The following is a 15,703-nucleotide window of genomic DNA, read 5'->3' as shown; positions in this document are numbered from 1 at the left end:
CAGGCATCTCCTGGCGGTTCACCAACCTTTGATGGAGCGAACATGCCAACCAGATTCCTGCTGACCTTGCCCTTGTGGATGGCCTTCCTCGCCTGTGCCGCCGCAGCCCCCCGGGCGGAATACAAAGCTCCCCGGGCTGAGTACAAGATCGTCACGGCATCCAAGACCGGCACCTACATTCAAATCGGGCGGGACTTGGCCACATTGGTCGCCGAGCCGGCCGGGATCGATCTCGAAGTGCTCGAGTCGAAGGGTTCGGCGGAGAACGTCCAGCGCATGCGCTTCGAGGCCGGCGTCAAGCTGGCGCTGGTGCAGTCCGATGTCTACCAGGCGTTTCTCGACGAGGCGAAGGCCGGCAACGCCGATGCGGCCAACATCATCCGCCCGCTGCGCCTCATCATGCCGCTCTACGACGAAGAGATCTATTTCATCGCACGTGCCGATTCGCCGTTGAACAGCATCCACGAGATCAAGAACAAGAAGATTGCCGTCGGGCCGCTGGGAAGCGGCACAGCCCTGACCTCGAGAACGCTCTACCAGCTGATGTTCGGCGAGGCGCTGCCGCCTGCCAACACGCAGTACCTGAGCAACGAGGAGGCGCTGGCCAAGCTCACGGTCGACAAGTCCATCGACGTCGCGATCATCGTCGCCGGCCAGCCGGCCAAGCTGTTTTCCGACATGAAAGCCGAGGCACGCAACTACATCAAGATCCTGCGGCTCGACGATGCAGCACCCGAGACGGCGCGTGCGAAGAAAACGTACTTTCCCGCGGCGATCCGTGCCACCAGCTATGCAACCTGGCTCAAGTCCGACGTGCCCACCCTGACGGTCAAGGCCTACCTGGTCACCTACGAATATGGACTGCAGTCGACTGTCGGAAATCTGAGCCGTTTTGCCGAATCCCTGTGCACCAATTTCGACAATCTGCAAGCCAACGGACATCCCAAATGGAAGCAGGTGCGCCTGGAACTCCCCGCTCTGGGCCAGGGGTGGCGCTACTACGCACCGATGGAAAAGCGCCTGCGCGCCTGCATCGCTCGCCGGTCAGCCGTCGCTGCTTCGGCCGCAGCGCAGGCGGCGCTGCCGCCACCGCGCACTTGCACGGAGCAGGAGGTGGTACTGGGGATTTGCAGGCGATGAATGTCGGCCCGCGGGTGGGGTGGATACGGCGAACGACGAGCTGTTTGAGTCCCTACCTTTAGAGGACGAAGCGGATGATCGCCAGAGGTCGGCAACTCTGGGAGAATCCCGCGCTTGCCATCGTTCAGCCCGATCCTCGACCCGCATTTCTACGCCGCCGCGGTGCCGGCCGTGCTGCTGCTCGGCGTCAGTAAGAGCGGCTTCGGCGCCGGCTTCGGATCGCTGGCCGTGCCTTTGATGGCCATGGCCGTCACCGTGCCCGAAGCGGCCGCCATCCTGATGCCGGTGCTGCTGCTCATGGACTTGCTCGGCATCGCGGCTTTTCGCCGCGACTTCGACCGCAAGCTGCTGATGTTCCTGATTCCCTGCGGGCTGGTCGGCACGCTGATCGGTACCCTGCTGTTCCGCCTGCTCTCGCCGCACACGGTCGCCGGCATCGTCGGTGTTTTCACGCTGCTGTTCCTGGCGCAGCGCCTGCTGTTGCCGCCGCGGCCCGATGCCGCGCCGCCGTCGCGCATCGTCGGCGGCGTGTTGACCACGATCTCGGGTTTCACCAGCTTCATCGCCCATGCGGGCGGGCCGCCGGTCAACGCGTACGTCATTCCCATCAAGCTCACGCCCGTGGTGTTCACGGCCACCATGGCGTACTTCTTCTTCATCCTGAACCTGAGCAAGTGGGCGCCGTACGCCTGGCTCGGGCTGCTCGACTGGCGCCACCTCGCCACTTCGCTGGTGCTGCTGCCGCTGGCACCGCTGGGGGTGTGGGCGGGCGTGCGCATCGCACGCCGCATCAGCGCGGTCTGGTTCTATCGCATGCTGTACCTCGGCATGCTGTTGACCGGGCTCAAGCTTGTGTGGGACGGCTTCATTGCCTGAGGGAATTTCCATCCATGTCTCGTCTCACCGTTCTCACCGGCGCCTCGCGCGGCCTGGGCCGCGCCATGGCGCAGCAACTGCTGCAGCCGGGCGCAACGCTGCTCTGCATCTCGCGCCACAGCGATACCGCGCTGCTGCAGCAAGCGAAGGCGGCCGGCGCCACGCTCGAGCAGTGGGAGCAGGACTTGTCGGAGCCAGTCGCGGCGGCTGCCCGCCTCGCCGCCTGGCTGCAGGCGATCGACCCTGCGCGCTTCGCGCGCGCCACGCTCGTCAACAACGCCGGCACTGTCGGCCAGCCGCGTCCGCTGGCCGACGGCGTCGCGGCCGAACTCGCGCAGGCCTTGCGCGTGGGGCTGGAAGCGCCGATGCTTCTGGCCGGCGCTTTCCTCGGCGCCACGCGCAATTGGCCGGGCCGGCGCGAGGTGCTCAACATCTCGTCGGGCCTGGGCCGCAACGCGATGGGCAGCCAGGCGCCGTACTGTGCGGCCAAGGCCGGCATGGATCACTTCTCGCGCGCCGTGGCGCTGGAGCAGGCCGCGTTGCCCAACGGTGCGAAGATCGTTTCGCTCGCACCGGGCGTGATCGACACTGACATGCAGATCCAGCTGCGCGGCACTTCGGCCGAGGCATTCCCGGATCGCGAGCGCTTCGTACAGCTGAAGGCGCAGGGCCTGCTGGATTCGCCGGCAACGGCGGCGGCGAAGGTGCTCGCCTACCTGGATCGTGCCGACTTCGGCAGCAAGCCGGTGGCGGATGTGCGGGACGCTTGATTTCTGCAAGGAGAAACCCGATGTCGAAACTTTGTGTCCGCAGCTTCGCGATTTCCATCGACGGCTATGGTGCCGGGCCGAACCAGGATCTCCAGAACCCGCTTGGCGTCAGGGGCCCGGAGCTGATGGAGTGGTTCTTCCCCACACGCGCGTGGCGCAAGATGCACGGCGGGGACGACGGGGAGACGGGCGTCGACAACGACGTTGCGGAGCAGGGCTTTACCGGAATCGGCGCCTGGATTCTGGGGCGCAACATGTTCGGCCCCGTCCGGGGCCCGTGGCCGGACGACAGCTGGAAGGGCTGGTGGGGCGACGAGCCGCCGTATCACACGCCCGTCTTCGTGCTGACGAACTATCTGCGAGCGCCGCTCACGATGGCGGGCGGTACGGAGTTCCGCTTTGTCACCGAGGGCATTCACGCCGCGCTGGAGCAGGCGACCGCCGCAGCGGGTGGCCGCGACGTTCGACTGGGTGGCGGTGTGTCCACGGTTCGGCAGTATCTGCGTGCCGGCCTGATCGACGAGCTGCACCTCGCCGTCCGGCCGGTCTTGCTGGGTTCGGGGGAGTCTCTCTTTCAGGACGTCGACATCCATGCCTTGGGCTACGAATGTGCAAGGCATGTGGCTGGCGAGCGTGCGACCCACGTCTTTCTTCAGCGACGGGAAGCTGCAGAAAAATAGCCCCTGCCGGAGCCTACCGTCAGAGGTACAGCTTCTGCAGCAGCTTGATCAGGCTCTCGCGCTCGCGCGCCGACAGCTTGGCGCTCGCATCGAGCTCGAGCTGCACCACCGCTGCCTCGGCCTCGCGAATGAGCTTTTTGCCGGCGGTCGTGAGGTGCAGGCCGACGGCGCGGCCGTCGTGCGGGTGCGGGCGGCGCTCGATCAGGCCGCGGCTGTCCATCGCGGCGATCAGGCTCACCAGGTTGGGCGGCAGGATGTCGAGCGTGGCGCAGAGCTGGCGCGAGGTGGCGCCCGGGTTGTGCGCCAGCAGCGACAGCACCGAAAAATCCACCTGCTTGAGCCCGTAAGCCGCCATGCGCTCGGCGAACACCGCGCTGATGGTGAGCCAGGCGCGGCGGGTGTTGTAGCCGACCAGTGTTTCAAGCACGCGCGTGTCCAGCCGTTCGGTGCGGGTGGTGGGAGGATCGATCCTGCTGCTGCGCTGGATGGCCATGTTGCGAGCGTACCCGTAGCGCGCGTTTCAGGCCACTGCGACGGGCGCCGTGACGGCCTCGCACGCGCGCTTGACCATGCCGAGCCGCATCTCGAACTCCGGCAGCAGGTGGCGTCGGAAGGCCGCCGATGGCACCGACCAGCGCGCCGGATCCGGCGCGGACGCTGCGGCCACGTCGATGCGCGCCCAGGCCCAGGCCATCAGCGCCAGCATCACCACGCGCAGGTAGTCGTCGGCCACTTCGTACGGCAGCGAGGGGTTGGCGTGAGCCGCCATCGCGACCGTGGTGGTCAGGTAGCGCAGCTGCGCCAGCCGGCGCTGCGCGTCGGCATCGGTGTCGCGCGCTGCTTCGAGTTCGTCGCGCAGCTCGACCAGCAGCTTGCCCATGCCGATGCCGCCGTCGGGCAGCACCTTGCGCACCAGCAGGTCGATCGCCTGGATCTCGTTGGTGCCCTCGTAGATCATCGACACGCGCGCATCGCGCACCGTCTGCTCGATGCCCCATTCGCGCACGTAGCCATGCCCGCCGAACACCTGCAGGCATTCGCTCGCGCCCTGAAAACCCTGCTGCGTGCAGGCCGCCTTGAGCACTGGCGTGATCAGCGCGCACCAGCGCTGCGCGCGCTCCCGCGTGGCGCCGTCGGCATCGTGCTTGGCCACGTCGAGCATCAGGGCGGTGCGGTACGCGATCACCCGCGCGCCGTCGATCCAGGCGCGCTGGCTGTCGAGGATGCGGCGCATCGCCGGGTGCTCGATCAACAGGTCGGCCGCGTCGTTCGGGCCGCGGCTCGCGGGCGCTTGCGGCGCACGCATCTGGCGCCGCTCGCGGGCGTATGCGTCGGCTTTCTGCCAGGCCGAATCGAGCAGGCCGATGCCCTGCAGCGCGGTGTGCAGGCGCGCCGAATTCATCATCACGAACATCGCCTGCAGCCCGCGGTTCGGCTCGCCGATGAGCCAGCCAGTGGCTTCGTCGAACCGCATCTGGCAGGTCGGACTGCCGTGCAGGCCCATCTTTTCTTCGATGCGTTCGCATTGCACCGCGTTGCGCGTGCCGTCGGGCAGCACCTTGGGCACGAGCACCAGCGACAGGCCCTTGGGGCCCGCCGGTGCATCGGGCAGGCGGCACAGCACCAGGTGCACGATGTTGTCGCAGAGGTCGTGCTCGCCGCCCGAAATGAAGATCTTGCTGCCGCTCACGCGCCAGCTGTCGTCGGCCTGCGCGGTGGCGCGCGTGCGCACCTGGCCCAGGTCGCTGCCCGCGTGCGCTTCGGTCAGGCACATCGTGGCCAGCCACTCGCCGCTCGCGATCTTCGGCAGGTACGCGCGCTGAAGCGCGTCGCTGCCGTGGTGCTTCAGGCATTCGTAGGCGCCGTGCAGCAGGCCGGGCGCCATGTTGAAGCCCTGGTTGGAGGCACTGAGCCATTCCGAGACGATCGCCGTCATCAGCGCGGGCAGGCCCTGGCCGCCGTCTTCGGGTGCCGCGGCCAGCGCCGGCCAGCCGGCCTGCCAGAACGCGCGGTACGCGTCGGCAAAGCCGGGCGGCGAGGTGACCTCGCCGCGCTCGAAGCGGCAGCCGGCCTCGTCGCCGCCGCGGTTCAACGGCGCGATCACCTCGCCGACGAAGCGGCCGGCCTCGTCCAGCAACTGCGCCTGCAGCGCTTCGTCGAACTCGGCGAAAGGTGCCAGGGCGCGCAGCTTCGGCGTGGTGCCGAGCACCGCGTCGAGCACGAAGCGCTGGTCTTCGGGGCGGGGTTGGTAGTTCAAGGGCTGCACGAAAAGCTGGTTGCACGTTCCGGGTCACCGCCCTTGTAGCGCGCGACTTGCGGGTAGGGGCAGAGCGGCCGGGTGCGGGTGGCAGACCAGCCGGCCGGCAGCTCGGCATTGGCGGCGCTGGAACCAGCGCCGCGTGCGCTGGCCGTCACCGAAGCGGGCGCTTCGCCGCGCTCGACCCAGCCGACCAGCGCGCTCAGCATGTCGAACTGGTCGGTGGCCGGGCCGCCCGAACAGTGGTTCATGCCGGGAACCGGAAAGTAGCGCGCAAAGGCCGTGGCGTTGCCGCCGTTGGCGGCCTGCAGCCGTTCGTACCAGGCAGCAGTGTCGTCGGACGAGAACACCGGGTCGCTGGTGCCGTGATAGACCATCAGCTTCGCGCCACGGTTGCGCAGCGTGGCGAGGTTGGCTGCGTCGGGTGGTGTCATGAAGGCCATGGCCGATTCGCGGTAGACGCCGCCGGTCGCGTCGATCAGGGGCGCGTCGCGATCCATGTCGAAGCCCAGCGCGAACGCCAGGCCGCCGGGTCGAGCTGCCAGCGGCGGCGAGGTGAAGATGAAGCCGACCGCACCGGGGTCGCGGGTCTGCGAGCTGTTGAATTTCCAGTCGCGCCAGTTGCTGCCGCCTATGCCGCTGTCGAACGGAAAGCTGCTGTAGATCGCGCGGCCTGCGCTGTTGCGGGCACCGGCGAAGACGTTGTTCAACGCCGTCTTCTGCGGCGCGCTGAGGCAACTGCCGTCACGCACGCCGGCGGCGCAGGTGGGCACGGCCGCATCGAGCTTGAAGCGTGCCTGGCAGGCCTTGACGTCCGACACGATGCCGTCGGCGAGACCATCGAGTGCATCGCATTGCGCCACCACCTTGTTGCTCACCATCGTGAGCTCGGCGGGCGTGAAGGCGCTTTGCAGATCGGGCAGGCCGGCCGGCGTCTGCGCGCTCGCCACCTTCGCATACTGCTGGGCGCCGTAGAGCTGCGCCACGGCAGCGCGCGGCAGGTTGAAGCCGGGGTTGCCGGCCAGGATGCCGTCGTACTCGCCGGCCGAGCGCGCGGCCGCCACCATCGCGTGCCGGCCGCCGTTGGAGCAGCCACCGATGTAGGAGCGATCGGGCCCGCGGCCGTATGCCTGCGCGATGACGTTCTTCGCCATCGGCGTGAGCTGGGCGACCGCGTTGTAGCCGTAGTCGAGCCGCGCCTGCGGGTCGATGGCGAAGAGCGGGCCGAGTGAGCCGGCATGCCCGGCGTCGGAGCTGATCACGGCAAAGCCCATCTGCAGCGCGCTGGTGGTCGGTGCACCGCCGCCGATGCCGCCCATCGCCGGCACCACCGCGCCATCGAGGCCGCCGTTGCCTTGGTAGAAGAAGCGCCCGTTCCATGCGACCGGCAGGCGCATCTCGAAGCCGATGGCATAGGTGTTGTTGTCCACCGGGCTCTTGCGCTCGGCCATCCTGCCCAGCACCAGGCAGTGCGCCGGTGCCGGCTGGCTGGCAGTGCCGACGGCGACCGGGCCCGCGGCCACCGACGTCACGCTGGTGTAGACCACACCGGCGCGTGCGGCCCGGGCTGCCAGGTCGGTGCAGGCCTGCAAGGTGCCGGGTCGTGCTGCCGCCAGTTGGGGCAGCGGCCCGTCGCTGCGACCGGTGCCGACACAGGCCGCGAGCAGGGCAACGGAACCGAGTGCCACCGCGGCGGCCAGGACGGGTTTTGTCTTGGTCATTTTTTTGTCCCCAGGTAGGTATCGATCACACGGGAGTCGCCGGCCAGATCGCGCGCCGGGCCTTCGAGGCTCACGCTGCCCATTTCGAGCACGTAGCCGTGGTCGGCCACTTCGAGTGCGGCACGCGCGTTCTGCTCGACCAGCAGGATGGTCACGCCGGTTGCGCGCAGCGCGCTCACGGTGCGAAAGATCTCCTGCACCACCAGCGGCGCGAGACCGAGGCTGGGCTCGTCGAGCATCAGCAGCGTGGGGCGCGACATCAGCGCACGGCCGACCGCCAGCATCTGCCGCTCGCCGCCGGAGAGCGTGCCGGCCAGTTGGGCGCGGCGCTCTTTCAGGCGTGGAAACAGCGTGTAGACCTGTTCGATCTGGTCGCGCCACTGGCGGTTGCGCAGCCGCACCTGGCGGAACGCGCCCAGCACCAGGTTGTCTTCCACCGGCATGGTGCCGAACAGCTCGCGCTTCTCGGGCACCAGGGCGATGCCCAGCATCACGCGTTCTTCGAGCGACAGGCTGCCGATGGCGCGACCCTGGAACTCGATCGCGCCGCTGGCGGGCAGCACGCCCATCAGCGCATTCAGCAGCGTGGACTTTCCGGCACCGTTGGGGCCGATCACGGTGATCACGCTGCCCTTGTCGGCCTGCAGGTTGATGCCATGCAACACCTCGGCGCGGCCGTAGCCGGCGCGCAGGTTGCGGATCTGCAAAAGAGGGGTGCTCATGTCAATGCTCCGTGCCCAGGTAGGCGGCGCGCACCTTCGGGCTCTGCTGCACCTCGGCAGGCGTGCCCTCCATCAGGTGTGTGCCGAACTCCATAACCACGATGTGGTCGCAGATGTCCATCACCAGGCCCATGTCGTGTTCCACCAGCAGGATGCTCATGCCCTCGGCAGTCAGGCTGCGCAGCACCTCGGCCAGCGCCTGCTTTTCCTTGTGGCGCAGGCCGGCGGCGGGCTCGTCGAGCAGCAGCAGGGCCGGGTCGGCGCACAGGGCGCGCGCGATCTCGAGCAGACGCTGCTGCCCCATGGCCAGGTTGCCCGCCAGCTCGTGCAGCAGATCGCCCATGCCGACGCGCTGCAACTGGCGCTCGGCCTCGCGCAGCAACTGGCGTTCTTCCGTGCGGTCGATGCGCAGCATGGCGGCGATCGCGCCCTTGCGGCCGCGCAGGTGGGCGCCGAGGGCCACGTTCTCGAGCACTGTCATGTCGGGCACCATCTTCACGTGCTGGAAGGTGCGCGAAACGCCGCGCTCCGCAATCCGGCGCGACGACAGGCCGCCGATAGCCTCGCCGCGAAACTGCACGGCGCCGCTGGTCATGCCGAGCACGCCGGTGATGAGGTTGAACGTGGTCGACTTGCCGGCACCGTTGGGGCCGATCAGCCCGACGATCTGGCCGGCGCGGATGCGAAAGCTGATGTCGTTCACCGCAACCAGCCCGCCGAAGGTCTTGCGGATCGCCTGCACCTCGAGCACCACCTGGCCGGCCGCCGGCTTGCTGCGCGCCGGCAGGTGCGCGGCGTCGTGCCAGTCGACCACGCGCTGCCTGCGTGGCAACCTGCGGTCGATGAAAGACCACACGCCGTCGGGCAGGTACTTGAGCACCAGCACGATCAGGATGCCGAACACGATGAGTTCGTAGCTGCCGCTGGTGCCGATCAGCTTGGGCAGCAGCACCTGCAACTGGTCTTCGAGCAGCTTCACGATGCCGGCGCCGGCGACGGCGCCCCACACATGGGCCGCGCCGCCGAGCACCGCCATGAACAGGTACTCGATGCCCATTCGGATGCCGAAGGGAGAGGGGTTCACCGTGCGCTGGAAATGCGCGAACAGCCAGCCGGACACCGACGCCAGCAACGCGGCCAGTACGAAGATGCCGACCTTGTGGCGCAAGGTGTTCACGCCCATGGCTTCGGCCATCTGCGAGCCCCCGGCCAACGCACGGATGGCACGCCCGCTGCGCGAGTCGAGCAGGCGCAGCAGTGCCAGCGCGCCCAGCAGCACGAAGGCCCAGACCACCGCGTAGAACACGCGCTGCTGCCCGAGTTCGAAGCCGAGCACCGAGAGGCCCTTCACGCCGAGGATGCCGTCGTATTTGCCGAGCGCGTCGAGGTTGCCCATGAGGTAGTAGAGCGACAGCGCCCAGGCGATGGTCGCCAGCGGCAGGTAGTGGCCCGACATGCGCAGCGTGATGGCGCCGATGATGGCCGCGCTGACGCCCGTGAGCGTGAGCCCGATGAACAGCGTGACCCAGGGCGACAGCCCCAGGTTCACCGTGAGATAGGCCGTGGTGTAGGCGCCGATGCCGACGAAGGCGGCCTGGCCGAAGGAAGTGAGCCCGCCCACGCCGGTGAGCAGCACCAGGCCCAGCACGGGCAGCGCGTAGATGCCGATGTAGTTGAGCTGCAGGATCCAGAAATTGGGCAGCGGCAGCAGCGGCAGTGCCACCACCAGCGCGACCAGCGCGAGCGGGCCCCAGCGGCGCAGTGCGCTCGGGCGCTCCTGCGCGGCAGCAGGGCTCGACGGCGCGACGACGGGTTGTACGGCGTCCATCTCAATGTTCCTCGTTCGAATGGCCGCTGCGCAGCGAGCGCCACAGCAGCACCGGCAGGACGATGGTGAACACGATCACCTCCTTGAATGCACTGGCCCAGAACGAACCGAACGACTCGATCACGCCGACTGCGAGGGCGCCGAGGAGCGCGCCCGGGTAGCTCGACAGCCCCGCGATCACGCCGGCCACGAAACCCTTGAGCCCGATCAGGAAGCCGGAGTCGTAGAAGACGGTGGTGGTGGGGCCGATGAGCAGGCCCGAGAGCGCGCCGATCAGCGCGGCCATCGCGAAGGTGAGCTGGCCGGCCGTGTGGGTCGAGATGCCCATCAGCCGTGCGCCGAGCCGGTTGACGGCGGTGGCGCGCAGCGCCTTGCCGTACAGGCTGCGCTCGAAGAACAGCCACAGCAGCACGATCAGCGCGGCCGAGGCGGCAAAGATGATCAGCGTCTGGCCACTGAGGGCCAGCGGGCCGAGTGAGAAGCGGGTGTCCCAGAACGGTGGATTGCGAAAGCCCTCCGCGCCGAAGAACAGCAGGCCGAGCCCGGTCATCGCGAAATGCACGCCGACCGAGACGATCAGCAGCACCAGCGAGCTCGCCCCCGCCAGCGACTGGTAGGCGACGCGGTACACCAGCGGCCCGAACGCGGTGACGATGCAGACCGTCAGCAGCGCCTGGATCGGCAGTGCCAGGTTGCGCGGACCGGCCCAGGCCGAAACGGCGCAGACCACCGCGGCCGGCAGGAAGGTGCGCAGCGCGGCCACGACGGCCGGCACCGCGCTGCCGCGATGGCGCCAGGTGGTGACCAGCTCCATGAGGGCGGCGACTGCCGCCAGGATCAGCAGAAGCCAGACCGTGCCGGGTACCTTGCCGGTCTGGAAGATCGCCAGCGTCAGCGCGCCATAGGCCACGAACTCGCCCTGCGGGATGAAGATGACGCGGGTCACCGTGAACACCAGCACAATGCCGACGCCGAGCAGGGCGTAGATCGCGCCGTTGGTGAGTCCGTCCAGCGTCAGGATGCTGGTGATCGAAAGATCCATGATGCGGCCGGTTTACTGCTCGACCTTGAAGGCGCCGTTCACGACCTTCAGCATCACGCCGGTTTCGTTGGTGTAGCCCCAGTGGTTCTGCGGCGTCCACTCGAGCACGCCGTGGGCAATCACGGTGCGGCCCATGGTTTCGAAGGCATCGCGCAGGGCCGAGCGGAATTCCGGGGTGCCCGGCTTGGCCTTCTTGAGGGCCAGCGGGACGGCCTTTTCGAGCACGGTGAGAACGTCTGCGCTGTGGCCGGCAAACTGGTTGCGCGAACCGACGCCGTAGGCCTTTTCGTAGTTCGTCACGAACGCGATCGCCATCTTCTTCGACGGGTGGCTGTCGGGCAACTGCTCGGCGACGGTGGCCGGGCCGGACACCACGTAGGTGCCTTCGGCGTCCTTGCCGGCGGTGCGCATCAGGTCTTGCGTGGCGGCGGCATGCGTCTGGTAGACCTTGCCCTTGAAGCCGCGCTCCATCACCGCTTTCTGCGGCATGCCGGCACCGCTGCCCGAGGCCACGATCAGGATCGCATCGGGGTTGGCCGACGTCAGCTTGAGAACTTGGCCGGTCACGCTGGTGTCGGCACGCGCGAAGCGTTCGGTGCCGACGATCTTGATGCCGTTCTTCTCGCCTTCCGCGGTCAGCGCCTTGAGCCAGAGTTCGCCGTAGGCGTCGGTGTAGCCGAGAAAGCCGACCGTCTTGACCCCTTGCGCCTTCATGTGCTTGACCATGGCGAAGGCCATCACGTCATTGGACTGCGGCAGGCGGAAGAACCACTTGTCCTTGCCGGGCGGCAGCCCGGCCGGGGAGGTCGCGAGCTGCGGCGTGCCCGATTCGGCCGTGACGTCCGCCATCGGAATGGCCACAGGCGTGGCGCTCGAGCCGACCACCACGTCGACCTTGTCTTCGGTGACCAGGCGTTGCGCGTCCTTGACACCGGTGGTCGGATCGGTGGCGTCGTCGAGCACGACCAGCTTGACGGTTTCGCCCGCGATGGTCTTGGGCCAGATCATGATCCCGTTCTTGACCGGAATGCCCAGGCCCGAGGCCGGGCCCGTGAGCGGTTGCACCACGCCGATGGTGAGGTCGGCATGGGCGCTGCCGAGGGCTGCCAGCGTGAACGCGGCGGCCAGAGCGATCTTGGTGAATTTCATGATGTCTTCCTTGGGTTGAACGGTTGCAGGAGGAGGTTGCGCCGGTTTTCAGCGTGGCGCCATGCGCAGGGCGCCGTCGATGCGGATGACTTCGCCATTCAGATGCCCGTTGGTCACGATATGGCAGGCCAGTTCGGCAAATTCCGAGGGTTTGCCCAGGCGCGGCGGGAACGGGATCGACGCGGCCAGCGACTGCTGCACCGGCTCGGGCAATTCCATCAGCAGCGGGGTGGCAAAGAGGCCGGGTGCCACGGTGCACACGCGGATGCCGTGCTGCGCCAGGTCGCGCGCCATCGGCAGCGTCATGCCGACCAGGCCGCCCTTCGATGCGCTGTAGGCCTGCTGGCCGACCTGGCCGTCGAAGGCCGCGACCGAGGCGGTGAACATCATCACGCCCTTTTCGCCACCTTCGAGCGCTTCGAGCTTGGCGCACTGGGCGGCGAACAGGCGGCTGATGTTGTAGCTGCCGATCAGGTTGACGTTGACCACGCGCACGAAGTCTTCCAGCGGCGCCGCGTTGCCGTCCTTGCCGACGATGCGCTTGGCGCTGCCGATGCCGGCCACGTTCATCAGGATGCGTGCCGGGCCGTGGGCTGCGGTGGCCTTTTCCAGCGCGGCGGTCACGCTGTCGGTGTCGGTGATGTCGCAGGTGCACGCGACGCCGCCGATGTCGGCCGCGACCTTCGCGGCCAGTTCGGCGTTGCGGTCGAGCACTGCGACCTTCGCGCCCAGCCGCGCCAGCTCGCGCGCGGTGGCCTCGCCGAGGCCCGATGCACCACCGCTCACGAGGGCTGCCTGTCCTTCGATTTTCATTGCTTGTCTCCTTGGGGTTGCAGGATGAAGGGGAGTGCACCCGCATGCAGCGCGTCGACCAGCGCGGCGCGGTGCTTGAGCACGGCGCGCTGGTTGAGCGAGCCCTTGTCGGTGACCTCGCCCTTGTCGATCGATGGCGGCTCGTCCACCAGGTGCGCGCGCGCGATGCGGTTGGCGCTGCCGGTGCTGGCTGCGGCCAGCGTGTCGAGCATCTGCTGGAAGTGCGCACGCACCGGGGCGCTGTCGAGCACCTCGCGCATCGGCGCGTCCGGCGCCAGCCCGGCGAGCTGGCGCACGGCCTGGGTCGGGAACAGCAGTGCGCCGACTTCCTTGAGGTTGATGCCGGTGAGCACCACGTCCTGCACGTAGGGCGCGCCGGCCGCGATGATCTTCGCGCGCATCGGCCCGACGCTCACGAAGGTGCCGGTCGCGAGCTTGAAGTCTTCGGCGATGCGGCCATCGAAACGCAGGCCGCGGTGGATGTTGCCGGGGTCGATCCAGGTCACCGCGTCGCCGGTCGAGAAGAAGCCTTCCTCGTCAAAAGCCTCTGCCGTGGCTTCCGGCGCGCGCCAGTAGCCGGGCGTGATGTTGGGGCCGCGGTAGCGCACCTCGGTCTTGCCGTCGATGTCGACCAGCTTGATCTCGATGCCGGCGGCCGGCAGCCCGAGGTCGCCCGACTTCACTTCGGGCCCCGTGACGTAAAGCGCGAACGGGCCCGACTCGGTCATGCCCAGGCCGGTTCCCATGACGATGCGCTCGCCGACTTCGGCCTCCTGCGTGCGGTGCAGGCTGTCCCAGATCGGCTGCGACAGTGCGGCGCCCGAGTAGAAGAACATCTTGACGCGCGACAGCAGGTTCTTGCGCAACACCGCGTCGCTTTCCATGGCATGGGCGATGGCCTCGAAGCCGGTCGGCACATTGAAATAGATGGTCGGTGCGATCTCGCGCAGGTTGCGCAGCGTTTCGGCCATGCCGCCAGGCGTCGGCTTGCCGTCGTCGATGTAGAGCGTGCCGCCGTTGTCGAGCACGATGCCGACGTTGTGATTGCCCCCAAAGGTGTGGTTCCAGGGCAGCCAGTCGACCAGCACCGGCGGCTCGTCGCCCAGGGCGGGAATGGATTGCCGCAACTGCTGCTGGTTGGCGCACCACATGCGGTGCGTGTTGATCACGGCCTTGGGCAGCTTGGTCGAGCCCGAGGTGAACAGGAACTTGGTGATGGTGTCGGGGCCGGTGGCGGCCAGCGCGGCATCGACCGCGGCGGTGGCGGGCGTTGCGGCAAGATCGTCGAAAGCGGTGATGACGCGGCCGTCGATCGTGCCTTCGGCGAGCACCACTTCCACGTCGGCCGGCACCACGGCCGTGATGGCGCGGGCGAAGCGCTTTGCGTCGGCCGCGAAAACCAGGCCTGGCGTCAGCGTGTCCAGCACATGGCGAAGCTTGTCGAAATCCTGGCTCACGATCGAGTAGGGCGGCGACACCGGGCAGTAGGGCACGCCGGCGTAGAGGCAGCCGAGCGCCAGCAGCGCATGCTCGATGCCGTTTTCGCTGAGGATGGCGACGGGCCGGTCTGCGTCCAGGCCCCGGTTCAGCAGCCCTTGCGCGATGCTGCGCGCCTTGTGCAACGCCTCGGCATAGCTCACGCGCTGCCAGTCGCCGGTGCTGCCATCGGGCAGGCGCTCGCGCCGGGCGATGAAGGTGCGATCCGGCGCCACGCTGGCCCAGTGGTGCAACCGGTCGGACATGCGTTCCGGGTAGGGCGCGAGTTCGGCTTCGGCCTTCAGGTAGCGGGCGCCGGACGGCGCCTCGGTGAGCACGGCGCGCGTGATGCCGAACGCCAGCGTGCGGTAGCGCGGCGCCGCGGCGGTGTTTGTCTCGTTCATCTCGTTGTTCTCTTTCGCGGGCGCCGCGTCAGCCCTTGCTGACCTTGGCGCCGCGGCCTTCGAGGAAGTCGCGCACGCGTTCCTTGGCGTCCGGCGCGCTCTGGGCGATGCCGGCCATCAGCGCTTCGGTGAAGAAGCCGTGGTCGGCCGGCTGCTCGGCGATGCGCGGCAGCGCATGCATCAGCGCGTAGTTGGTGAGCGGTGCGTTCTGCGCCACGCGCTGCGCCAGTTCCAGTGCCTTGTCGAAGGCCGTGCCCTCGGGCACGAGGTACTGCGCGAAGCCGGCGCGCTCGCCATCTTCCGCGTTGTAGACCCGGCCGGTGAGCATCATGTCGGTCATGCGTGCGGCGCCGATGAGCTTCGGGATGCGCACCGAGCCGCCACCGCCCACGAAGATGCCGCGCGAGCCTTCGGGCAGCGCATAGAAGGTCGACGCATCGGCCACCCGGATGTGGCAGGCGCTCGCCAGTTCGAGCCCGCCGCCAACCACGGCGCCGTGCAGCGCTGCGATCACCGGCACCGGGCCGTACTGCACGCGCTCCAGCGCGGCATGCCACAGGCGCGAATGGTGCAGGCCCTGGCCGGCGTCGCGCTCCTTCAGCTCGCTCAGATCGAGCCCGGCGCAGAAGTGGGGGCCTTCGCCATCGACGACGGCGGCACGCACGGTGTCGGGCAGGTTGTCGAAAGCGTCGCGCAGCGCCAGGATCAGCCCGTCCGACAGCGCATTGCGTTTGGCGCCGCGGGTCAGGCGGATGACGGCGACGGTGTCGCGAAGCTCGATGTGGAGGTCGGGGTGGTTCATGATTGCATTCCGGTGTGGCTTCG

General features: G+C 68.3%; 14 protein-coding genes. 4 read left to right on the top strand and 10 right to left on the bottom strand.

Features of this window, described 5'->3' with window-relative positions:
- Positions 1-42 precede the first annotated feature (42 nt).
- The 4 genes from ACSFA8_RS16865 (at position 43) to ACSFA8_RS16850 (ending at position 3,466) form a co-directional block, all read left to right on the top strand.
- Positions 43-1,140, top strand: coding sequence for a TAXI family TRAP transporter solute-binding subunit (locus ACSFA8_RS16865; RefSeq protein ID WP_435480648.1), 1,098 nt, complete (start codon positions 43-45; stop codon positions 1,138-1,140).
- A 114-nt stretch (positions 1,141-1,254) separates the two neighbouring features.
- Complete coding sequence (locus ACSFA8_RS16860; RefSeq protein ID WP_435480647.1) at positions 1,255-2,016, top strand: sulfite exporter TauE/SafE family protein; 762 nt, start codon at positions 1,255-1,257, stop codon at positions 2,014-2,016.
- A gap of 14 nt (positions 2,017-2,030) precedes the next feature.
- Positions 2,031-2,786 (top strand): SDR family NAD(P)-dependent oxidoreductase, encoded by a 756-nt coding sequence (locus ACSFA8_RS16855; protein ID WP_435480646.1) that lies wholly within the window; start codon positions 2,031-2,033, stop codon positions 2,784-2,786.
- A gap of 20 nt (positions 2,787-2,806) precedes the next feature.
- Positions 2,807-3,466, top strand: coding sequence for a dihydrofolate reductase family protein (locus tag ACSFA8_RS16850; RefSeq protein ID WP_435480645.1), 660 nt, complete (start codon positions 2,807-2,809; stop codon positions 3,464-3,466).
- Positions 3,467-3,485: 19 nt separating this feature from the next.
- Here the strand turns inward: ACSFA8_RS16850 and ACSFA8_RS16845 are convergent, their stop codons facing one another.
- From ACSFA8_RS16845 to ACSFA8_RS16800, 10 genes are read right to left on the bottom strand one after another with little or no spacing between them, the layout of a single operon-like run.
- A complete protein-coding gene (locus tag ACSFA8_RS16845; protein WP_435480644.1) occupies positions 3,486-3,959 on the bottom strand; it encodes a MarR family winged helix-turn-helix transcriptional regulator in 474 nt (157 codons plus the stop codon).
- A gap of 27 nt (positions 3,960-3,986) precedes the next feature.
- Positions 3,987-5,723, bottom strand: coding sequence for an acyl-CoA dehydrogenase family protein (locus ACSFA8_RS16840; RefSeq protein ID WP_435480643.1), 1,737 nt, complete (start codon positions 5,721-5,723; stop codon positions 3,987-3,989).
- Positions 5,720-7,444: a tannase/feruloyl esterase family alpha/beta hydrolase gene (locus tag ACSFA8_RS16835; RefSeq protein ID WP_435480642.1), complete on the bottom strand. Its 1,725-nt coding sequence runs from the start codon at positions 7,442-7,444 to the stop codon at positions 5,720-5,722. Before ACSFA8_RS16835 ends, ACSFA8_RS16840 begins: the two co-directional genes overlap by 4 nt.
- Positions 7,441-8,166: an ABC transporter ATP-binding protein gene (locus ACSFA8_RS16830; protein WP_286539313.1), complete on the bottom strand. Its 726-nt coding sequence runs from the start codon at positions 8,164-8,166 to the stop codon at positions 7,441-7,443. The genes ACSFA8_RS16835 and ACSFA8_RS16830 overlap by 4 nt, the downstream gene beginning before the upstream one ends.
- Position 8,167: 1 nt before the next feature.
- Complete coding sequence (locus ACSFA8_RS16825; protein WP_435480641.1) at positions 8,168-9,994, bottom strand: branched-chain amino acid ABC transporter ATP-binding protein/permease; 1,827 nt, start codon at positions 9,992-9,994, stop codon at positions 8,168-8,170.
- 1 nt (position 9,995) lies between these two features.
- A complete protein-coding gene (locus ACSFA8_RS16820) occupies positions 9,996-11,036 on the bottom strand; it encodes a branched-chain amino acid ABC transporter permease (protein ID WP_435480640.1) in 1,041 nt (346 codons plus the stop codon).
- A gap of 12 nt (positions 11,037-11,048) precedes the next feature.
- A complete protein-coding gene (locus ACSFA8_RS16815; RefSeq protein ID WP_435480639.1) occupies positions 11,049-12,185 on the bottom strand; it encodes an ABC transporter substrate-binding protein in 1,137 nt (378 codons plus the stop codon).
- 48 nt (positions 12,186-12,233) lie between these two features.
- A complete protein-coding gene (locus tag ACSFA8_RS16810) occupies positions 12,234-12,998 on the bottom strand; it encodes an SDR family NAD(P)-dependent oxidoreductase (RefSeq protein ID WP_435480638.1) in 765 nt (254 codons plus the stop codon).
- Positions 12,995-14,878, bottom strand: a complete 1,884-nt coding sequence (locus ACSFA8_RS16805; RefSeq protein WP_435480637.1) for a feruloyl-CoA synthase — start codon at positions 14,876-14,878, stop codon at positions 12,995-12,997. Before ACSFA8_RS16805 ends, ACSFA8_RS16810 begins: the two co-directional genes overlap by 4 nt.
- Before the next feature lie 28 nt (positions 14,879-14,906).
- A complete protein-coding gene (locus ACSFA8_RS16800; protein ID WP_435480636.1) occupies positions 14,907-15,680 on the bottom strand; it encodes a crotonase/enoyl-CoA hydratase family protein in 774 nt (257 codons plus the stop codon).
- Positions 15,681-15,703 lie beyond the last annotated feature (23 nt).

Origin of the sequence: Variovorax nitratireducens (genome assembly GCF_051216545.1) — a bacterium.
Classification (GTDB): domain Bacteria; phylum Pseudomonadota; class Gammaproteobacteria; order Burkholderiales; family Burkholderiaceae_C; genus Variovorax.
This window is presented reverse-complemented; position numbering and strand designations above follow the sequence as displayed.